The organism is Trabulsiella odontotermitis (assembly GCF_030053895.1).
GTDB lineage: Bacteria > Pseudomonadota > Gammaproteobacteria > Enterobacterales > Enterobacteriaceae > Trabulsiella > Trabulsiella odontotermitis_C.
Genome location: NZ_CP125781.1, coordinates 4,571,542 through 4,593,092, shown reverse-complemented (window position 1 = coordinate 4,593,092; position 21,551 = coordinate 4,571,542). Strand labels below are relative to the sequence as shown.

At 52.4% G+C, this 21,551-nt stretch carries 18 protein-coding genes; 8 read left to right on the top strand and 10 right to left on the bottom strand.

All coding sequences use genetic code 11. The annotated features are described in order from the left end of the window. Positions 1-147: 147 nt before the first annotated feature. Positions 148-1,521 carry an oxygen-independent coproporphyrinogen III oxidase gene (gene hemN / locus QMG90_RS21800; protein WP_283281899.1) on the top strand — a complete coding sequence of 458 codons (1,374 nt, stop codon included), beginning with the start codon at positions 148-150 and terminating at the stop codon, positions 1,519-1,521. A gap of 28 nt (positions 1,522-1,549) precedes the next feature. Here hemN and QMG90_RS21795 read toward each other — a convergent pair whose 3' ends face one another. The 4 genes from QMG90_RS21795 to glnA form a co-directional block, all read right to left on the bottom strand. Continuing rightward, positions 1,550-1,660 carry a YshB family small membrane protein gene (locus tag QMG90_RS21795; RefSeq protein ID WP_152958647.1) on the bottom strand — a complete coding sequence of 37 codons (111 nt, stop codon included), beginning with the start codon at positions 1,658-1,660 and terminating at the stop codon, positions 1,550-1,552. Positions 1,661-1,769: 109 nt separating this feature from the next. Then, entirely contained in the window at positions 1,770-3,179 is a 1,410-nt protein-coding gene (gene glnG, locus QMG90_RS21790; RefSeq protein ID WP_283281897.1) for a nitrogen regulation protein NR(I), read from the bottom strand. A 12-nt stretch (positions 3,180-3,191) separates the two neighbouring features. Then, positions 3,192-4,241, bottom strand: coding sequence for a nitrogen regulation protein NR(II) (gene glnL / locus QMG90_RS21785; RefSeq protein ID WP_283281894.1), 1,050 nt, complete (start codon positions 4,239-4,241; stop codon positions 3,192-3,194). 190 nt (positions 4,242-4,431) lie between these two features. Then, on the bottom strand, positions 4,432-5,841 hold the full coding sequence (gene glnA / locus QMG90_RS21780) for a glutamate--ammonia ligase (RefSeq protein ID WP_283281892.1): 1,410 nt from the start codon (positions 5,839-5,841) through the stop codon (positions 4,432-4,434). A 379-nt stretch (positions 5,842-6,220) separates the two neighbouring features. On the opposite strand from glnA, the gene typA reads away from it, so the two are divergent. After that, complete coding sequence (typA, locus tag QMG90_RS21775) at positions 6,221-8,044, top strand: ribosome-dependent GTPase TypA (RefSeq protein WP_283281890.1); 1,824 nt, start codon at positions 6,221-6,223, stop codon at positions 8,042-8,044. A gap of 67 nt (positions 8,045-8,111) precedes the next feature. On the opposite strand, the gene QMG90_RS21770 is transcribed toward typA, so the two are convergent. After that, positions 8,112-11,075 carry an autotransporter outer membrane beta-barrel domain-containing protein gene (locus tag QMG90_RS21770; RefSeq protein ID WP_283281889.1) on the bottom strand — a complete coding sequence of 988 codons (2,964 nt, stop codon included), beginning with the start codon at positions 11,073-11,075 and terminating at the stop codon, positions 8,112-8,114. Between the two features lie 634 nt (positions 11,076-11,709). Further along, entirely contained in the window at positions 11,710-12,327 is a 618-nt protein-coding gene (locus QMG90_RS21765) for a helix-turn-helix transcriptional regulator (RefSeq protein WP_038161452.1), read from the bottom strand. A gap of 853 nt (positions 12,328-13,180) precedes the next feature. On the opposite strand from QMG90_RS21765, the gene yihX reads away from it, so the two are divergent. The 6 genes from yihX (at position 13,181) to QMG90_RS21735 (ending at position 16,805) form a co-directional block, all read left to right on the top strand. Further along, positions 13,181-13,780: a glucose-1-phosphatase gene (gene yihX / locus QMG90_RS21760; RefSeq protein ID WP_054180954.1), complete on the top strand. Its 600-nt coding sequence runs from the start codon at positions 13,181-13,183 to the stop codon at positions 13,778-13,780. After that, positions 13,774-14,646 carry a virulence factor BrkB family protein gene (locus QMG90_RS21755; protein ID WP_283281885.1) on the top strand — a complete coding sequence of 291 codons (873 nt, stop codon included), beginning with the start codon at positions 13,774-13,776 and terminating at the stop codon, positions 14,644-14,646. Before yihX ends, QMG90_RS21755 begins: the two co-directional genes overlap by 7 nt. After that, positions 14,643-15,080 (top strand): D-aminoacyl-tRNA deacylase, encoded by a 438-nt coding sequence (gene dtd, locus QMG90_RS21750; RefSeq protein ID WP_283281883.1) that lies wholly within the window; start codon positions 14,643-14,645, stop codon positions 15,078-15,080. Before QMG90_RS21755 ends, dtd begins: the two co-directional genes overlap by 4 nt. A gap of 44 nt (positions 15,081-15,124) precedes the next feature. Further along, the gene (fabY, locus tag QMG90_RS21745) at positions 15,125-16,066 is read left to right on the top strand and encodes a fatty acid biosynthesis protein FabY (RefSeq protein ID WP_283284022.1); all 942 of its coding nucleotides are present in this window, start codon (positions 15,125-15,127) and stop codon (positions 16,064-16,066) included. Between the two features lie 122 nt (positions 16,067-16,188). Continuing rightward, a complete protein-coding gene (locus QMG90_RS21740; protein WP_283281881.1) occupies positions 16,189-16,431 on the top strand; it encodes a ribbon-helix-helix domain-containing protein in 243 nt (80 codons plus the stop codon). A 2-nt stretch (positions 16,432-16,433) separates the two neighbouring features. Then, positions 16,434-16,805, top strand: coding sequence for a type II toxin-antitoxin system VapC family toxin (locus QMG90_RS21735; RefSeq protein WP_283281879.1), 372 nt, complete (start codon positions 16,434-16,436; stop codon positions 16,803-16,805). 38 nt (positions 16,806-16,843) lie between these two features. On the opposite strand, the gene fdhE is transcribed toward QMG90_RS21735, so the two are convergent. The 4 genes from fdhE to QMG90_RS21715 form a co-directional block, all read right to left on the bottom strand. After that, positions 16,844-17,773, bottom strand: coding sequence for a formate dehydrogenase accessory protein FdhE (fdhE, locus tag QMG90_RS21730; protein WP_283281877.1), 930 nt, complete (start codon positions 17,771-17,773; stop codon positions 16,844-16,846). 142 nt (positions 17,774-17,915) lie between these two features. After that, positions 17,916-18,602: a response regulator transcription factor gene (locus QMG90_RS21725; RefSeq protein WP_283284021.1), complete on the bottom strand. Its 687-nt coding sequence runs from the start codon at positions 18,600-18,602 to the stop codon at positions 17,916-17,918. 4 nt (positions 18,603-18,606) lie between these two features. Further along, positions 18,607-20,103 carry a sensor histidine kinase gene (locus QMG90_RS21720; protein ID WP_283281876.1) on the bottom strand — a complete coding sequence of 499 codons (1,497 nt, stop codon included), beginning with the start codon at positions 20,101-20,103 and terminating at the stop codon, positions 18,607-18,609. Between the two features lie 17 nt (positions 20,104-20,120). Then, a complete protein-coding gene (locus tag QMG90_RS21715) occupies positions 20,121-21,464 on the bottom strand; it encodes a vWA domain-containing protein (RefSeq protein ID WP_283281874.1) in 1,344 nt (447 codons plus the stop codon). Between the last annotated feature and the right edge of the window lie 87 nt (positions 21,465-21,551).

Genomic DNA, 21,551 nt, shown 5'->3' with positions numbered 1-21,551 from the left:
TCCGGTTATATGTTATCTGGCGTGGTTATTCGTTAAACTACGAAGGTTGTCGCAGCAGCAGAAGTGGCTGCGCAACCGGCTTCTGAACCGTCATTCGGGCAGAGCGGTGCGTCGTACCCGCCAGCGATACCATCGGAAGGAGTGAGCATGTCTGAGCAATTAATCGACTGGGATCTGGCCCTGATCCAGAAATACAACTATTCAGGGCCGCGTTATACGTCGTATCCGACCGCGCTGGAGTTTAATGAAAACTTCGGCGAGTCCGACTTTATGCAGGCGGTGGCGAAATACCCGAACCGCCCGCTGTCGTTGTATGTTCACATTCCGTTCTGCCACAAGCTCTGCTATTTCTGCGGCTGCAACAAGATAGTGACCCGTCAGCAGCATAAGGCCGATCAATACCTCGACGCGCTGGAGCAGGAAATCCGCCACCGCGCGCCGCTGTTTGCCGGGCGTCATGTCAGCCAGCTGCACTGGGGCGGCGGCACGCCAACCTACCTCAACAAGGCGCAAATCAGCCGTCTGATGGCGCTGTTGCGCAGCCATTTCCAGTTTAATGCCGACGCTGAAATTTCTATCGAAGTGGATCCGCGCGAGATTGAACTCGACGTGCTCGATCACCTCCGTACGGAAGGTTTTAACCGCCTGAGCATGGGCGTGCAGGATTTTAATAAAGAAGTTCAGCGTCTGGTGAATCGCGAGCAGGATGAAACTTTTATTTTTGCGCTGCTGAATCACGCGCGTGAGATTGGTTTTACTTCCACGAATATTGACCTGATTTATGGTTTGCCGAAGCAGACGCCGGAAAGTTTTGCCTTCACGCTGAACCGTGTGGCGGAGCTGAATCCTGATCGTCTGAGCGTCTTTAACTACGCACACCTACCGACGCTGTTTGCGGCGCAGCGCAAAATTAAAGATGCTGATCTCCCCTCCGCACAGCAAAAACTGGATATTCTGCAGGAAACCATCGCCTCACTGACCCGCACGGGTTATCAGTTTATCGGCATGGATCACTTCGCGCGTCCTGACGATGAGCTGGCGGTGGCGCAACGCAACGGCGTTCTGCACCGCAATTTCCAGGGTTACACCACCCAGGGCGATACCGATCTGCTGGGTATGGGCGTTTCCGCTATCAGCATGATCGGCGACTGTTACGCGCAGAACCAGAAAGAGCTGAAGCACTATTACCAGCAGGTGGATGACGTTGGCAATGCCCTGTGGCGTGGCATTGCGTTAACAGAAGATGATTGTATACGTCGTGACGTGATCAAGGCGCTGATCTGTAACTTCCGGCTTGATTTTGCCGCTGTCGAAAAACAGTGGGATGTGGATTTCCAGGATTACTTTGCGGAAGATTTAAAACTGCTCGCGCCGCTGGCGAAAGACGGGCTGGTGGATGTCGATGCGCAGGGCATTCAGGTGACGCCAAAAGGGCGCCTGCTGATCCGCAATATCTGCATGTGCTTTGACGCGTATCTGCGTCAGAAAGCACGTCTGCAGCAGTTCTCGCGGGTTATTTAAGCGTTTGAGGCCCGTTCCCGGGCCTCAACTAGCTAAACAATCCGACCAGTGCCGCACAGAGCAACGCGGCCACCGCCGTTTGTGGCGTATGGCTGTCGACTGCGCCGCTCGACACCAGATTGATCAATGATTCAAGCATGATAACCCCCTGCGTTGCCGCGCAAGATCATACCCAACTCATCGGAACAGTAAAGCGCAAAATAACTGCACTTTGCGCCATGCCGCTATTCTTTACATTCCGTCGGAGATTACTCCATCCCCAGCTCTTTTAATTTGCGCGTCAGCGTGTTGCGCCCCCAGCCTAACAGGCGGGCGGCTTCCTGTTTATGCCCTTGCGTATGGCGCAACGCAGTGGTTAACAGCGTGCGTTCCATCTCCGGTTGCGCTTCCGACAGCAAATTTTGATGACCGGAACGCAACGCCCGGTCTGCCCACTGTGCCAGCAGTGTCGCCCAGCTGTCCGTTAACGCATGTGTCGGACTTTCCGGTACGGTGGTTTCGAACAGTTCGCCAGGCAGATCCTGAATCAGCACTTCCTGACCGGCAGCCATCACCGTCAACCAGCGACAGGTGTTTTCTAACTGGCGCACATTGCCCGGCCAGGCGAGACGCGTCAGCGCCGCTTCGGTTTCTGCATGCAACTGTTTGGCTTCAACGCCCAGTTCACGTGCGGCGATTTGCAGGAAATGGCGCGCCAGGCGGGGAATATCTTCCCGACGTTCACGCAACGGTGGCAAATGCACCCGAATGACGTTCAGACGATGGAACAAATCTTCGCGGAATTTGCCTTCCTGCACGCGCAGTTCCAGATTCTGGTGCGTGGCGGCAATAATACGGACATCCACTTTCACTGGCGCATAACCGCCGACGCGGTAAAACTGCCCGTCAGCCAGCACACGCAGCAAACGCGTCTGTACATCCAGCGGCATATCGCCGATTTCATCAAGAAACAGCGTGCCGCCGTCGGCCTGCTCGAAACGGCCCTGGCGCACAGTGTTGGCGCCGGTGAACGCGCCTTTCTCATGACCAAATAACTCAGACTCGATGAGATCTTTTGGGATAGCCGCCATGTTCAGCGCGATAAAAGGCGATTTGGCGCGCGGGCTATGGCGGTGCAGCGCGTGGGCGACCAGCTCTTTACCGGTGCCGGATTCACCATTAATCAGCACGCTGATCGACGAACGCGACAGGCGGCCAATAATGCGGAACACATCCTGCATGGCGGGCGCTTCACCAATAATATCGGTGGTCGGGCCGTTCACCTGCACATTACGCGGCTGCTGTTGTTCCTGATAATGGCTGATGGCGCGTTCAACCAGCGCGACGGCTTCATCGATATCAAACGGCTTGGGTAAGTAATCGAACGCCCCCTGCTGGTAGGCGCTTACCGCGGCATCCAGATCGGAATGGGCGGTCATTATGATGACCGGGAGCATCGGGTGGCGCTGTTTAATCTGCTTGAGCAGCGCCAGCCCGTCCATGCCCGGCATCCGGATATCCGAGAGCAGCACATCCGGGGTTTTCGTCGCCAGCGCGTTAAGCACCTCATTACCGCTTTCAAATGTGGCACATGTCAGACCTGCGCCCGTGAGCGCGCGTTCAAGCACCCAGCGGATAGAGCTATCGTCGTCAACAATCCAGGCAATCCCTCGTTGCATAAACTAACCCCTCTATTTCCGAATTGGCAGGTAAACCGAAAACTCGGTATGGCCCGGCCAACTGGTGAATTCAATTTTGCCGGAGTGTTGATCAATCAGGTTACGGGCGATGGATAATCCCAACCCCGTTCCGCCTTCGCGACCGCTGACCATCGGGTAAAACAGCGTATCCTGCAGATACGCCGGAATGCCGGGGCCGTTATCTTCCACATCAATACGCGCCGCCAGACGATGGCGCTCGCCGTGAAGGGTGAACTGAAACGCCGTGCGGGTGCGGAGAATAATTTCGCCCCCGGTCGGTCCCAGCGCCTGCAACGCATTGCGGACAATATTCAGCAATACCTGCTCAATCTGGTCGGGGTCGTGCGGGAATTCCGGCAGGCTTGGATCGTAATCGCGCACCAGTTGCACGTTAGCTGGCAGCTCCATGGAGACCAGATTCACTACCCGCTCAGCCACTTTATGAATGCTGTCCGTCACATGCATGCCGGGCTGTTGCGGTCCCAGCAGGCGATCCACCAGATTACGCAGCCGGTCTGCCTGCTCGATAATCACCTGCGTATATTCGCCCAGTGAGGGATCGGGCAGGGCTTTACTGAGCAGTTGCGCCGCGCCGCGTAATCCGCCCAACGGATTTTTGATTTCATGCGCCAGACCGCGAACCAGATCGCGCGCAGCTACCTGCTGAGCGTGTTGTAACTGTTCCTGGCTCAGTCGACGTTGATTATCCATCGGCGACATTTCCAGCAGGATATAGCCATCAGGCAGGCGCTGAGCGGTTAAGGAGAGGACATGCGAGCGACCATCGATCACCAGCGTGACTTCGTTATCTGTAAACCCCTGGCCAGCGCGCAGGCTTTCCTGCATCAGGTTGATATTCAATGAGAACCAGGTCAGCAATTCCGGCAGCGGCGTACCGAAGAGCTTGCGTGAGCTTTGGGCCAGCAGCTGTTGTGCCGCCGGGTTGGCGTAATGTATCGCCAGGTCGTCATCAACCAGTAATATGCTGTTGATTAACGAATTAAGGATCTGCCCAGCATCGGGCAGCATGCCTGTTGCCATTCAGCAGTCCTCCAGGAGTGTGCACCATTTTAGTGCAGTATAGCGTTTAATGGATAAAAAGCGCGTGATATCAGCTCGTTGGTGGTGAAAAAAGCCCATCATGAGATGGGCTAAAAGTTTCCACGGCAACTAAAAATTCTCTGTGTCTTTCGCGTAGCAACGCAAAATTCATCAGATTTTTAAGATACTGTTAAACGCTGTAATACAGCTCAAACTCAACCGGGTGCGGTGTCATGCGAACGCGATCGTTTTCTTCCAGACGCAGCGCGATGTAGGCATCGATGGCTTCATCGGTGAACACGCCGCCCGCTGTCAGGAATTCACGGTCTGCATTCAGTTCGTTCAGTGCTTCTTCCAGAGAGCCAGCAACCTGTGGGATCTCTTTCGCCTCTTCCGGCGGCAGGTCGTACAGGTTTTTATCCATGGCTTCGCCCGGATGGATTTTGTTCTTGATACCGTCAAGGCCTGCCATCAGCAGTGCAGCGAAGCACAGGTACGGGTTTGCAGCCGGATCCGGGAAACGCACTTCGATACGACGTGCTTTCGGGCTGGCTACCACCGGAATACGGATGGAAGCAGAACGGTTACGTGCGGAGTAGGCCAGCATCACTGGTGCTTCATAACCCGGGACCAGACGCTTGTAGGAGTTGGTGGTCGGGTTAGACAGGGCGTTGATCGCTTTTGCGTGTTTGATTACGCCGCCGATGTAGTACAGCGCGGTTTCAGACAGACCAGCGTATTTGTCGCCAGAGAACAGGTTGGTGCCGTTTTTAGCCAGTGACATATGGCAATGCATACCGGAGCCGTTATCGCCAAACATCGGTTTTGGCATAAAGGTCGCGGTCTTGCCGAAACGGTGCGCAACGTTGTGCACAACATATTTGTAGATCTGAATTTCGTCCGCTTTTTTGGTCATGGTGTTAAAGCGGGTCGCCACTTCGTTCTGACCTGCGGTTGCGACTTCATGATGGTGCGCTTCAACCACCAGGCCCATCTCTTCCATCACCATACACATGGTGGAACGGATGTCCTGTGAAGAGTCTACCGGCGGAACCGGGAAGTAACCGCCTTTCACGCCAGGACGGTGACCTTTGTTACCACCTTCATATTTGGTGGCGGAGTTCCAGGCGCCTTCGATATCGTCGATAGACACGTGAGAACCGGAGATGGAACTGCCGAAGCGGACGTCGTCAAACAGGAAGAATTCCGGCTCTGGCCCGAACAGCACGGTGTCTGCGATGCCCGTGGAGCGCAGGTATTCTTCAGCGCGCTTGGCGATGGAACGCGGGTCGCGATCGTAACCCTGCAGTGTGCCTGGTTCGAGGATATCGCAACGGATGATCAGTGTCGGTTCTTCGTAGAACGGGTCAATGACCGCGGTGGTGTGGTCAGGCATCAGCACCATGTCTGATTCGTTAATGCCTTTCCAGCCGCCAATCGAGGAGCCATCAAACATTTTGCCTTCTTCGAAGAATTCAGCATTTACCTGATGAGCCGGAATGGTGACGTGCTGTTCTTTACCTTTGGTGTCGGTGAAGCGCAGATCGACAAACTTCACTTCGTGCTCATTCAGCATCGTCAATACATGTTCAGCGGACATACTTAAACTCTCCCGGATTGGTCATTGTCGTCGTGGTAACGAACTACATAACACTGCGTCTAAATGGCGTTGTTGCCGTAAAAATATCAAAGCGAAAACTGTGCCAACTTTTAAATACCCCCCAAAAGGCTGTATCATGCGCACCATAGTGCAAAAGGGTTGCACCATGACCGTTGGATTGCACCAGTATAGTGCTTCAATGTGAACATTAAGCACCATATTGGTGCAATTTGTGTTTTAACGCCCTTTTACTACTCCGTGAAAGCGATCACAAAGCAACTCTGCAATACTTGTTTGCGGAGGATGTTTGTGATCCTGTTTAGTCCTTCGATTAATACGTGTACAATAACGCGCTATTTCTAATGCCTGAGGCAAAGTTGTGATCGAAAATCTGCGTAACATCGCCATCATTGCGCACGTTGACCATGGTAAAACGACCCTGGTTGACAAGCTGCTGCAGCAATCTGGTACGTTCGACGAACGTGCTGAAACACAAGAGCGTGTGATGGACTCCAACGATTTGGAGAAAGAGCGTGGGATTACCATCCTCGCGAAAAACACCGCAATCAAATGGAATGATTACCGTATCAACATCGTTGATACCCCCGGGCACGCCGACTTCGGAGGTGAGGTTGAGCGTGTAATGTCCATGGTTGACTCTGTGCTGCTGGTGGTTGACGCTTTTGACGGCCCGATGCCGCAAACGCGCTTCGTGACCAAAAAAGCCTTTGCCCATGGCCTGAAACCTATCGTCGTTATCAACAAAGTTGACCGTCCTGGCGCGCGTCCTGACTGGGTTGTGGATCAGGTGTTCGACCTGTTCGTTAACCTCGACGCCACCGACGAGCAACTGGACTTCCCTATCGTTTACGCCTCTGCGCTGAACGGTATTGCCGGTCTGGATCACGAAGACATGGCTGAAGACATGACCCCGCTGTACCAGGCGATTGTCGATCACGTACCGTCGCCGAACGTTGACCTTGACGGTCCGTTCCAGATGCAGATCTCCCAGCTTGATTACAACAACTATGTGGGTGTTATCGGCATCGGTCGTATTAAGCGCGGTAAAGTGAAGCCGAACCAGCAGGTCACTATCGTTGATAGCGAAGGTAAAACCCGTAACGGTAAAGTCGGTAAAGTGCTGGGCCATCTGGGTCTGGAACGTATTGAAGCCGATGTTGCGGAAGCTGGCGATATCATCGCGATCACCGGTCTTGGCGAACTGAACATCTCCGATACCATCTGCGATACGCAGGCGGTGGAAGCGCTGCCGGCACTGTCCGTTGATGAACCGACCGTTTCTATGTTCTTCTGCGTAAACACCTCACCGTTCTGCGGTAAAGAAGGTAAATACGTTACGTCCCGTCAGATTCTGGACCGTCTGAACAAAGAACTGGTGCACAACGTTGCGCTGCGCGTTGAAGAAACCGCAGACGCAGACGCGTTCCGCGTGTCTGGCCGTGGTGAACTGCACCTGTCCGTTCTGATTGAAAACATGCGCCGTGAAGGTTTCGAGCTGGCGGTTTCCCGTCCGAAAGTGATTTTCCGCGAAATCGACGGTCGTCGTCAGGAACCGTTCGAAAACGTCACGCTGGATGTTGAAGAGCAGCATCAGGGTTCTGTGATGCAGGCGCTCGGCGAGCGTAAAGGCGATCTCAAAAATATGAATCCGGATGGTAAAGGCCGCGTACGTCTCGACTACGTGATCCCAAGCCGTGGCCTGATCGGCTTCCGCTCTGAGTTCATGACCATGACTTCTGGTACCGGTCTGCTGTATTCCACCTTCAGCCACTACGATGATATTCGTGCGGGCGATGTGGGCCAGCGTCAGAACGGCGTACTGATCTCCAACGGTCAGGGTAAAGCGGTTGCGTTTGCGCTGTTCGGTCTGCAGGATCGCGGTAAGCTGTTCCTGGGTCACGGTGCAGAAGTGTATGAAGGCCAGATCATCGGTATTCACAGCCGTTCTAACGACCTGACGGTTAACTGCCTGACGGGTAAGAAACTGACTAACATGCGTGCGTCAGGGACGGATGAAGCCACCGTGCTGGTTCCGCCGATTAAAATGACGCTCGAGCAGGCGCTGGAGTTCATTGATGATGATGAACTGGTTGAAGTCACCCCGACGTCTATCCGTATTCGTAAACGTCATCTGACGGAAAACGATCGTCGCCGTGCTAACCGTGGCGCGAAAGAAGAGTAATTAACACGCTCTCAGATAAAAAACCCCAGGCAATGCCTGGGGTTTTCTTTTAGCGGTCTCGCGGCAATCAGAAGCTGTATTTAATGCCCAGCATGCCCTGGGTATTGCTGTAGCTCTTCTCACCGACCTGTTGAGCAACGTTGCCCCACATCGTCAGACGTGGCGTAATCTGCCCTTCCACACCGATTTTCAGCTCACCAATGTTTTTCGCACCGCGCATATCGACGCTCGTGTCATCCATCCGCACGCTTTGATCCTGCGTGTTGTGGATCCAGTTCGCTTCAATGAACGGCTGGAAGCCGCGTGCATTTTCAACGCCTTCAGGTTGTTTGCTGTTCATCTGTGCTCTGACGCCCAGACGGGTCATCAGATTACCGTCAGTTTCGTCCTTAATGCGGGTACCGTTTTTCTCGCGATGATCGTCAGCCTGCACGTCCATCCACACCAGCTGCGCTTTCGGTTGGATCCAGTAGCTGAAGTTCTCGCTTTCAGCGACCCGGAAGCTGTAACCGGCTTCAACAGAGGCGGTGAGACCACTGGAATCATACTCTTCGGTCGGTCTGTCCTGACCAGTAACCTTGTTATTAAACCAGTTGTACAGCGCCCAGGTATCCACATAGGTACCGGTTTTATCCGCTTCGTTGGCATACCAGGTGCCGTACAGCCCAACGCTATAACCCGACACTTCACCACGTGAAGCGTAGCCATTCAGCTTCGACTTCGTGTGGTTAGAGCTGTTCGCGTAGCCTGCCATTGCCCCCAGATGCCAGCGGTCGAGACCGTCGGTGCTCCACTGCGCCAGGTCACCACCCATCTGCAGGACATAGCTGTTGCTTCGGGTGGTTAACGTGCCGCTGCTGTCTTTGAAGCGGTTATGGTTACCGACGTTACGCATCCACATGCTGGTGACTTTTTCTTCGCCAGTCAGCACATCGGTATACTGGGTTTCACCCAGGCGATCATGCAGTCGGGTCATAAACAGCGTATTAGCCGCATAGTTGTTGGCCAGATAGCTGCCTCCTTCCGGACGCACCTGACGCGGACCTTCCGGTGGTGCTGGCGGTGCAGGTGGTACTGGTGGTACTGGCGGTTCTGGCGGCACCGGTGGTTCTGGTGGTACCGGTGGTTCGGGCGGCACCGGTGGTTCTGGTGGTACCGGTGGTTCTGGTGGTACCGGATCATCTGGTGTCAGCGCACTGGTCAGGAACCAGTCGTTGCCTTTTTTCACCACGTCATAATCATAGGCACCGGCAACGATACGACCTGCTTTGGCGAATACGCCATCGGAGGAACCATCAACTTTAATAACCTTGATCCCTTCAATGGTTTGCGAGCCGGTACCGCCGATGTTTTCCACAGCGACTTTTGCATTACCGGAGGTATTGCCCTTCACATGCATCAGGTCTGTTTTCGAATCATCGTCAAACAGCACCGTATTAAAGCGAACCGTACCGCCGTTACCGACAAAATCTTTATTGACTGTCAGCGTTTGCCAGGTCGCACTGTCTGCCGCATGCTGGAAGTTCACCGTACTGCCGTCGTTAAGCGTCAGGTTGGTCACGGTGGAACTGTCAGTCATGTTCCAGCTGGCGTTGGTCATGGAGAGATCAATCACCCCGGTTCCGGCGGCAGCGTCAGTAATATAGGAAGCCCCGTTCCACAGGGAGCCATCCATCATGTTCAGTGTGATGGTACTGTTTTGTGCAGGGTTTGCTCCACTGGCGACAACACCGCCATTTGCCAGAATGTCACCCTTGATCGTAAATTGACCTCCGACTGAGGCATCAATCACCCCACCGGTTTCTGCGTTCATGGCATAGACTTGATCGCTATTGGTGCCCGCCATGGTGATCGCTGCGCCGCCGGCCAGGTTAATTTTGCCGCGGGAAATGGCATATAACCCTGACGGGGATTTGGTGGCAAAGCCACTGGCTTTGGTTGTCCCTTTAACGGTGATATTGGCGTTATTTCCGACATTCACCGTTCCCGTGTAAGCATAGACCCCATGTGAACTGGCACCATCCACGGATAATGTTGCGTTTTCTCCCAACGAAACAGTAGATGAAGTGCCTGATGAGTAAGCTGCGGATGCATTCTGACCGAGCGTCGTAATTGTGGCATCATTTCCAATGTTGATCATTGAAGCGGAAACCGCATTTACAGCGTTTGCGTAATCTCCTGTTGTATCAACAGTTGCACTATTTCCAATGTCTATTTTTGACGATGTGGCAGCATAAACAGCGTTTGAGGAGGATCCTGATGTTTCAATGATTGCATCATTACCCAGACGAACAGAAGAGCCACTCTGCCCTGTTCGAATGCCTTCAGCGCTGCCACCGGTGGTGACAATGTGCGCATGATCGCCGACGATAATCTGGTTTTTCGCCTGACTGGCATCTTTCATCGCGTTTGCTGTGATGCCTCGCCCCTGAAAACCTGTCGTTTTTATATATAATTCATTGCCGACATAAATATTCGCTGAGCCAATCTCGCCCTGGTTACGTGCGTTGTAACCGGCGTTGATGCCGTCACCGGATTGACCATCCACGAAGATTTGGGTCCGATCACCAGTAATGATGAACACCGGGTTGTTTGGTGTGTTTGCACCATGCGTACGGATACCGTCAACATCTGTACCGTTGTTTGCAGCGTTTTTGGACTGGGTTTTGATGGTCAGATCATCACCAAAAATCACACCAGGGCTTCCCGACGCGGAGTTCTGGAGCACCATAATGGTATGTTCAAAAGCCTCCATCCCTGGCCCAGTCAGCGTCACACCATCACCATAAACAGGAATCGCCTCCATGTCCCATTTATAGACATAGTTAGAGGGCGGCGTGGTGATTTTGGTAAATTGCGAGTTCGCACCCGTCGGGATCAGTGCCTGAATCTCAGCGGGCAAATCGGTTATCGACCCAGAGGTCGGTAAACTGTCAAAATCTATATATGACGCTTGCGCGGAAAAGACCATAGACGCAAGCGCTGTTGAGATTGCAACAGCAATTCGAGAATATTTCTTAGGATACGGCATAATTACCTCTAGCCTTCCAATGTAGGGTTTCACCACGTTGAAAACATGTGGTATTCCAGTTGTTTAATTAGCAGTGATCGAATTAAGTGAACGATGCTCGTTGAATTTGATATCCTGGTTTATTAGGCAAATACTTACCCACGCGGTAGCGATGCACCACGCAGAATAGTTATTAATAATAGTAAGAGAAATCAGTGGATTAATAACATGCCGAGGGTTCTTACTAAATTCCAAACGGAATGCTATTAATCCTTATCGGACTAATTTTATAAAAATCTGTGTAAATCGCTATAAGTGATTTACTTAGTTCCTTAAGCGCAATATTTCATCGGTAAAAGAATGTGTCAATATGCTTAATAAATATTTCGCATCAGGCTAGTGAAGCTAAAACTTTACACTGATATAAATTCTTATCTTTTTTCCTGGTGGTGATGATATATGCATGTTTTATCTGCCATCGGTTAAAAACAGATAGGAATTTATTTCCATATACTGGATATATTCTCTATAAATTCTGATTAGTAAATAACGCTTAACATAGCACTATTTGCTAAAGGACTCAGCGGGATAGCGCCTAAGCAAAGGATTGCTTAAGCGCTATTCAAGCGCCGATGGGAGATGCGAATGCTGAACCCTACAGGACATGAGAGATGATTTTATGGATGCTGTGCCCCAGCTTTTGCTCAAGACGAAGTTTATGAACATAAACTTTCTTCACATCGATATTATCAATCCTGATGATCTGTTGGATGCTTGCACCCGACATAAAGCGTTTGAGCAGGGTAAACTCAGCGAAATTGAGCGTACGCCCACGCTTGGTGTTGGCAAGTCGTCCCGTAAACAGGCGACGGATCTTTTGCTGCTGGATGAATTCATCATCGTCAGCATAGATTATCCCCTGTATTTTATTGCTCTTCGTCAGCCAGTAGTTCGCAAGCGGCATCAGACTCTTATCAGCAATAATGACAATGTGCATCCCTGTCTCTGCCAGATGGTCGACCCACTCCTGATCGGCAAAATAGCGTAGATTAGGGAACGAAAAATCAACAAACACAAAACCACTGGATAAATGATTTTGATTCTCAAGTAATAATTTACCAATAACACCTGACTTCAGGAAGTTATTGCCCTCTGGCCAAATAGAAAATGTTGCATTGCTGCAATAATGTGATCGAACTGTATTATCCGGATATAATTGACAGGACAATTCACAACTAATACAGCGAACAGTTTGATTCGACTTTTTCATCATTCAAAGCGACTCCTGTCGTTTCTTAGGTTTCAAATATTTCATTGGCAAATAAATGTGTCAATCCAGATACATTTTATTCGCTCGATGGTTAATTACGGATTGCAATCACTAAAGAAAGAAATTCTCATGCCACTTCTTAAATATGAAGCGGTATACAATGTTTTAATAGGTTATTACCTGTCTTTGATGCAGGAATTTTCCCCTCTTACCCAGGAATTTTATACAAAATTGCCTGATTTTGATTAAATCGTGCAATAGCACTAATTGCTAAAAATAATATCGTAGATAGCGACAGGACTGCGACAGACATCATGTTTTGACGTTGCCTCTCTCTGTGTCGGTAATCAATATAAATTTAAAAAATAAAAAGCTGTAATGAATTCTTATTATTAAACATGAAATAAATTTTAAATACAGAATTTCACATCTAATCTATTGTATTTTAAGCAATTTATTGTATTTCTTAAATGGAGAAAAGTTGATAATATAAGCAGCGATCTTAAATGGTTATCTGAATTTCAATGTAACAGTAATGTTTATTCTGCGCTGAGAGCATACGTTTTTTTCACACTATTCCGGGAATCCTCAGAACCAGTTGCACAATTTCTTTGCGCTGAACCGAGACAACGAAGGATGCATTTATCAGTTTTACTAAACAGAAGGGTGTTGTGTAAGTTTTCGCAATAATGAGTGTTATTCAACCATCTGTGCGTTGTGACGAGTAAACACCGGGCATGCTTTGCCTGCAAGTTTGTTTCTGGAAAGTAAAATCTTTCACCGTATCGGGTAGTGCATAGTCAAACCCTCTCTTTCCCGCTACAGTTAATCTTCCACGGCGTGAAAGGGGACAAAAATGCTCTATATCTTTGATTTAGGAAACGTGATTGTCGATATCGACTTCAACCGTGTTATGGGGGCCTGGAGCGATTTCACGCGTGTTCCGCTGGCAACGATCAAGCAGAAATTTACGATGGGTGAGGCATTTCACCAGCATGAACGCGGTGAAATCAGCGATGAAGTGTTTGCTGAGAAACTATGTCTCGAAATGGATCTGCCGCTCAGCTATGAGCAGTTTTCCCATGGCTGGCAGGCTATCTTTGTCGCGCTTCGCCCGGAAGTAATTGAGATTATGCATAAGCTGCGCGAGCAGGGGCATCGTGTGGTGGTGCTGTCCAACACTAACCGGTTACATACCACGTTCTGGCCAGATGAATATCCGGAAGTCCGCCAGGCAGCAGACCACATTTATCTCTCCCAGGAAATGGGGATGCGCAAACCTGAAGCGCGGATCTACCAGAAAGTGCTGGAACTGGAAGGCTATGCGGCTGCCGATGCGGTCTTCTTTGATGATAACGCCGATAATATAGAAGGGGCCGACCAGTTGGGGATCACCACCATCCTGGTTACCGACAAAGAAACTATCCCGCACTATTTTGCGAAACAGCTATGTTAAAAACCGTTCATCAAAAAGCCAAAGCACGAACAGGGCCGCTGACCGCATGGCTCAGGCTGCTCTGGCATCGTATTGATGAAGATAATATGACGACACTGGCGGGGAACCTCGCTTATGTCTCTTTGCTTTCTCTGGTACCGCTCGTCGCGGTTGTGTTCGCGCTGTTCGCGGCATTTCCCATGTTCTCCGACGTCAGTATCCAGTTGCGCCATTTCATTTTTGCCAACTTCCTGCCGACGACCGGTGATGTCATTCAGCGCTATATCGAACAGTTCGTGGCGAACTCCAACAAGATGACCGCCGTTGGCGCCTGTGGTTTGATCGTCACCTCCTTACTGTTGATGTATTCCATCGACAGCGCGCTCAATGTCATCTGGCGCAGCACACGCGTGCGGCCTCGTGTTTATTCGTTCGCAATTTACTGGATGATTTTAACGCTCGGCCCGCTGCTGGCTGGCGCCAGCCTTGCCATCAGCTCCTATTTGCTGTCGCTGCGCTGGGCCAGCGATTTCAACAGCGTGATTGATGATGTCCTGCGGATTTTCCCGCTCATCCTTTCATGGCTCGCTTTCTGGCTGCTGTACAGTGTCGTCCCGACCACGCGCGTTCCCAATCGCGATGCGATTGCGGGGGCGTTTGTCGCCGCGCTCCTGTTTGAGCTTGGCAAGAAAGGATTTGCCCTTTACATCACCATGTTTCCCTCGTATCAGCTGATTTATGGCGTGCTTGCCGTCGTGCCGATCCTCTTTGTCTGGGTTTACTGGACCTGGTGTATCGTCTTGCTTGGCGCAGAAATTACTGTCACTCTCGGTGAGTATCGCAAACTTAAATTAGCCGCAGAACAACAAGAAGCAGAAGAACCATGATCGCATTAATTCAACGCGTAACCCGTGCCAGCGTCACCGTGGAGGATGAAGTGACGGGTGAAATCGGCCCAGGACTTTTGGTGCTGCTCGGTGTCGAAAGGGAAGACGACGAGCAAAAAGCGAACCGCTTATGTGAGCGCGTCCTGGGATACCGCATCTTCAGCGATGCGGACGGCAAAATGAATCTGAATGTACAACAGGCGGGGGGCAGCGTGCTGGTCGTGTCGCAGTTTACGCTGGCTGCCGATACAGAACGCGGGATGCGTCCGGGTTTCTCGAAAGGCGCTTCGCCGGAGCGCGCAGAAGCCCTGTATGAGTATTTTGTGGCGCGCTGCCGCCAGCAGGAAATGAATACGCAAACCGGGCGATTTGCTGCGGATATGCAGGTTTCGCTGGTCAACGATGGTCCCGTGACGTTCTGGTTGCAGATATGAGCCAGCTTACTGGCTGGTCGCGGGCCGCAAAAGAGAGTGCCGCTATGTATCACCTTCGTGTACCGCAAACAGAAGAAGAATTAGAAAGCTACTACCAGTTCCGCTGGGAAATGCTGCGCAAGCCGCTGCATCAGCCGAAAGGCTCAGAACGAGACGCCTGGGATGCCATGGCGCATCATCAAATGGTTGTCGATGAGGATGGCAAACTGGTCGCCGTCGGGCGCGTTTATATCAATGCGGATAACGAAGCGTCGATCCGCTTTATGGCTGTGCATCCTTCCGTACAGGATAAAGGCCTGGGCACGCTGATGGCGATGACGCTGGAATCGGTGGCCCGTCAGGAAGGGGTCAAGCGCGTCACCTGTAGCGCAAGAGAAGATGCCGTCGCGTTTTTCGCGAAGCTCGGTTTTGTTAATCAGGGTGAGATCACGACGCCGCAAACCACGCCGGTTCGCCACTTTTTGATGATCAAACCGGTCGCCACGCTGGATGATATTCTGCATCGTGGTGACTGGTGCGGGCAGTTGCAGCAGGCATGGTATCAACACATTCCGCTCAGCGAGAAAATGGGTGTGCGCATTCATCAATACACCGGGCAGAAATTTATCACCACCATGCCGGAAACCGGCAATCAGAATCCGCACCACACGCTGTTTGCCGGCAGTCTGTTCTCCCTCGCGACACTGACCGGCTGGGGGCTCATCTGGCTGATGCTGCGCGAGCGCCACCTCGGCGGAACCATCATTCTGGCCGACGCGCATATTCGTTACAGCCAGCCGATCAGCGGCCGCCCGATGTCGATTGCTGATCTCGGCTCACTCAGCGGCGATCTCGATCGTCTGGCGCGTGGCCGCAAAGCGCGCGTACAACTGCAGGTAGAAATGTACGGAGACGACAAACTCGGCGCCATTTTTGAAGGGATTTACATCGTACTGCCCGCAAAACCCTTTGGGCCGCTGGAAGAGGGCGGTAACGAAGAGGAGTGACAGGCGGAATTCTGGAAAGCGCCTCGCAGAAGCGAATTTTATTATGCAGAACGCTTCTTTTCCTGTTTTTCGCTCAGTATCTTGTCTGAAAATTAAACACAGATGATATACTGGAGTGATATATGAGCATGGTTGCAGGAATCGATATGGGCAGAATTCTTCTGGATCTTTCTGATGATGTTATTAAGCGGCTCGACGATCTCAAACAGCGACGCAAACTGCCACGGGCAGAGCTGCTGCGGGAGGCGGTGGAACAATATCTGGAAAGGCAAAACCGTACCGCGCTGAGCGATGCGCTCGGGTTATGGGGCGACGGCGTGGTGGATGGTCTCGAGTACGAACGAAAGCTGCGTGAGGAGTGGTAACCATGTCCGGCTCAGCGCTCTTCGATACCAACATTTTGATTGATTTGTTCAGCGGGCGGCAGGCTGCGATAGCCGCACTTGAAGCATATCCCTCACAACGGGCGATTAGCCTCATTACCTGGATTGAGGTGATGGTGGGTGTGCCGAAATATGGTGATGAAGAGAGAACCAAAGCGGTGCTGGAATTATTCGACATTATCGATATAAACCGCGACATTGCGGCAAAAAGCATCGAACTGCGCCGTACCCATGGCATGCGATTGCCTGATGCGCTGATCCTTGCCACTGCACAGGTCAACAATCGCAGCCTGGTCACCCGTAATACTAAAGATTTTGCCGGTATTCCAGGTGTTGTGACGCCTTACCAGCTTTAGCCGGGCAACCTTGCGCCGCCCGGCTAACACAATGGCCGTTACTCCCCTTCGCCCGGGAACAGGAACGGGTTGATGGAGCTGCGGGCAAAGCCTTCCTGCTCCATCCGCGCGTCCAGCACCAGCGAGGCGAGATCGTCCGCGACTGCTTCGACATTCGGGTCTTTTTCCTGATACAGGATCTTCAGGTAAGTCCCGCAGTCACCGCAGCTTTCCGCTTTTACCGCCGCCTGCTCGTTATCCAGCGACCAGTAATGCAGTTCGCGGCTCTGTTCGCAGTTGCTGCATTTCACGCGCACCACGTGCCATTCGGTTTCACACAGATTGCAATGAAGATAGCGCAGACCTTGCGTTGTACCGATTTGCACCATGCTGGAAACCGGCATCGAACCGCAGACCGGGCAATACTGACGCGCTTCACCATATTCTGCGCGCGCTTTGCCGGGAATGAGGCTGGCCATTTGCGCCCAGTAGAGCGACAGCGCGGCCCAGATGAACGGAGCTTTATCGCTGCTGACTGACGCAAAATCAGAGGCAAACAGCGCGCTCGCCATCTGCTCCAGCTCCTGCTCAGAGGCTTTTTCGAGGTTTTCAATCACCGCCAGCGCCTGACCGCTCATCTCGGGCTTCAGCTCGGCAATCATTGAGTGCAGCAGCGTATGCCAGTGTTTGTCACGCGGCAGAATGTGAATATCCAGCGGCGGTTTGCCCTGGGCGGCGGCTTCTTTGATCCGCGCGGTTAAATCCATTTGCAGTGGGTGATCGTAAAGCACCACTTCCTGGGCGTGAGCGATGAGCGCCGCAAAGCGCAGGAAATCACCCAACGGGTTATTCTCCGCCAGTTCGCGCAGGCGCTCTGCACGACGGTTATAAAGATTTTTCAGTCTGGGGAATAATAAGGGCGGAATTGCTTCCGCGGTGCGTTTCTCGCTCTTCTCCAGCTCATCTTGCGGGATGATGCGAATGCTCATTCAGTCACTTCCTGGTTTCGGCGAATTCGCGAAATCCGCCTGGTGTTATGGCAAGCCAGGGATCGTAGGCCTGGCCAGGTGAATGTCATAATGATAACCGCAATTGGTCTGCAGGAGATACCCAATGCATCTCAATGCGTGTTCACGATACCTGATAACGGTATCCGAGACCATGCACCGTTCGGATTAGCTGCGGGTGATTGGCATCCACTTCTATCACTTTACGTAACCGGGAAATATGCTGATCCAGCGTGCGGCTGTTAGGCAAGTAATCGTAGCCCCACGCGGCGTCAAACAGCATGTCGCGCGTTACCACCTGATTTTTATGCCGTTGCAGACAGCACAGAATATGCACTTCCCGCAGTGTCAGCTCCAGCTTTTGTTCGCCGCGCCACGCGCACAACTCGTTGGGGTAGACGGTTAAATCACCGAAAGGAAAGCTGATGTTTGGCTGGGTGGCGTTATGGCTCAGACAGCGCCGGGCAATGGTTTTAATTCGCGCCCGCAGCTCGTGAATACCAAACGGTTTACTGATGTAATCATCCGCACCCAGTTCAAGCCCCACGACGCGGTCAATCTCCTCATCTTTGGCAGAGAGAAACACAATCGGGATATGTTCGTCATGGCGGCGTATTTCCCGGCAGACCGAATAGCCGTCCATTTCGGGCATCATGATGTCCAGCAGCACAAAGTCTGGTTTGTCGCGATGGTAACATTCCAGCGCCGCCCGGCCATCAGGCGCGGCAATGAGGGTATAGCCCTCGCGCGACAGCGCATCCACCAGGCCCTGGCGAATATGGGTGTCATCTTCCGCAATCAATATCTTCATCATGTCATCCTTGCGGTAAGGTCAGGGTAAAACAGACGCCGGGGTTTTCCTGTGTGACGCGGATCTCTCCGTGCAGGCGCTGCGCCAGTTGCGAGGCAATGGTCAGCCCAATGCCTGTGCCAGAAACCCCTTCGGTAATCGATGATTTTACCCGGTAGAACGGACGAAAAATCATCTTCATCTCTTTTTCCGTAATGCCCGGCCCATAATCGCGAACGGCGATCTCGACGCGGTCTGTTAACGCCTGCACGTCAATATCCACCCGCTTGCCCTGTGCTGCGTATTTTTCGGCATTGCTCAGGAAGTTGCTGACAATTTGCGTGATGGCGTCACGATCAGAATGCAACGTGATATCCGGCGGACAGGTAATCTCAATCGCCATTCCCTTCGCCTGAAACGCCGGAGTGAAGATATGGGCGATCTCCGCAATCAGACGCGGGATATCCACCTTCTGGATATGCGTTTTGGGCGCTCGCGTAAAGGTCAGGATGTTCTGGATGAGCCGTGATAACCGCTGCCCTTCCTGGGTGATGACATCCAGATAGCGCTGTTCGTGCGTTTGCTCATCGTCCAGCCCTTCGCGCAGCAGTTCGGCATACAGCGTGATGTTGGTCAGTGGGGTTTTCAGCTCATGCGATACCTGGCTGACAAAATCCACCTGCTGGCGCGCCTGGCGGGCAGAGCGGGTATATTCCCGCCACAGGGAATAACCCAGCAGAGCCACCACAGCCAGTAGCAGAACAATTAACGCGCTGCCCCACAGCCAGACGTGATAAAGCGGTGCCTTCACACCATAAACGCTGATTTGCCATGTGGTCAGCGGGTATTCCAGTGTGCGGGTATCCCGTTCTGTTAACTGTTGCTGTTGTGTTTCTTTGTTCTGATAAAGCTGACGGCCGTTCTCAGTCACGCGTACGACCGGGTCGTTTTCCGCAGCGCTCGCCTGAACGTTGTTGGCGATGTCCATCATCAGCTGCACATAGGAGAGGCGAAAGCCAATGATCATGTCGCCTTTCTGCCGCCAGTAGATCAGCAACGGCTCCTGAGTTTCATTGGTGATAAACCATCCGGCCTGCGGCGTTTCCTGTTCTGCGTGGGGGATATGGCTGGTGAGCAGGCTGGGATCGTTAACCAGCGGTGTGAGCTGCCGTACCCATTCCCGCTCCTCATTGCTCAGGGGCTGGCGTTCATCGGGGTAGAGTAGTTGATTTTTGCGCAGGGTAAACACAGCGTTGATGTCGCTGTCCTGGTCGTTAAGCGCGGTGAGAGCCGCGGCATCGTCAGGATCGATAAAGTCGCTGATCGCATGCAGTCGCGAGGCTTTTTGTTGCAGGAGGTTTTCAATGTCCGCAGCGACGCGGGCGGTCTCTGCTTCAGCAAGGGTCTGCGTCTGGTAGTGACGCAGCAGTACTTCATGTTCCAGCGTACGGATGCCCAGGTAAGCAAGCAGGATAAAAAACATCACGGTGGCGATGAGATAGATCAGCTTGCTTCTGAGCATCCGGCACTCCTTGTGGATCAGTTCGATTTCGACTTCTGGTTCTTGGTGTTGTAACTCTGCTCTTTCAGCGACTTACGAGACACCTCTTTGCTTTCGGTTTCCATTTTTCCGAGTACTTCGAGGTTTTCCTGCGCGCTGGCTTGCGCTTTCATCCTCGCGGCAGGTGCGCTGACAGGCAGGGCGTTCAGGGCATCTGAGCTCTGGCGCAAGACTGCTTTTGCTTCATCCATTTTTCCTTCGTCGATAAGCTCCAGCGCCCGTTCGTTCTCAATCGCCGATTTCTGAATCGCGGAATCCACAATCACGTCATCTACTTGTTCTTTCTGGACTTCACTGACCGAGGCGGTATAGCGCATCGCCAGTTTTTCATCCCAGCGATCTTTCTGCTTCGTGGCCAGGTTGTTATAGCTGACATTCACGTCGGCCAGCGGCTTGCTCTGTGCGGCGCTGCCTTTTGCCGGAAGCACTTCCAGCATCACGTATTTTTCCTGATTCGCGTACAGCTGATTCAGCTTCACGGTGACCGTATCGCCGCGAATTTCGCCTTCGCGACCCAGCAGGCGCAGCGGTTTAACGTTATCGGCCATTTTGATTTCGACGACCACATCCTGCGCAACAACAGACATCACATCGCCAAACTCATGGGCGAAGGCTTTTTCCAGATCGCTCGTGTTCTGTACGAAAACATGGTTGCCGTCGCTGTACTGGGCAATCGCCGCCATCAGGTCTTCATTGTAACCGTCGCCAATGCCCATCGTCGTGATGGCAATCCCTTTGCGGGCGGCGATTTTTCCCAGTTCCGCCAGCTCTCCGGTGGTTGACGGGCCGACGTTCGCCTGACCGTCGGAGAGCAGAATAATGCGGTTTACCTGCTCTTTTTTCAGGTACTGACTGGCTTCATTAATGCCACGACTGACGCCTGCAAACAGCGCGGTGCCGCCACGGGCGGTCACGCGTTCGCGGATCTGGCTAATCAGGGCCGCTTTATTGCCCACTTTGGCGGGTGGCACAATGACGTCCACCACGTCGTCATAAATCACCACCGACAGCGTATCCTGACTACTGAGGGTATTCACCGCCATCACGGCAGCGTCTTTGGCTTGCTCGATACGATCGCCGCCCATCGAGCCGGAACGGTCAATGACCAGCGCGAGGTTAATCGGGCTGCGTTTGCTGGCGTTAAGCGGAAAACCCACCAGCGACACTTTCAGATAGTTTTTATCCTGCGCGTTTTCCAGCACCACAGGGGAGGCCAGCTCCGATTTGATCGCCACTTTCTGGACGGGTTCCTGTACGCTTGCGCCCGTCGTCATGACCAGCAGACCCAGCGCCAGAGAGGTGAAGAGGTGTTTGAGATTCACGATACGTCTCCTTGTCAAAAGAATCGAATCCATTCTCATGCGTTCAGAAACCCGGTTGGTCTGTTATCTGTATAAAGTTGTCAAAAA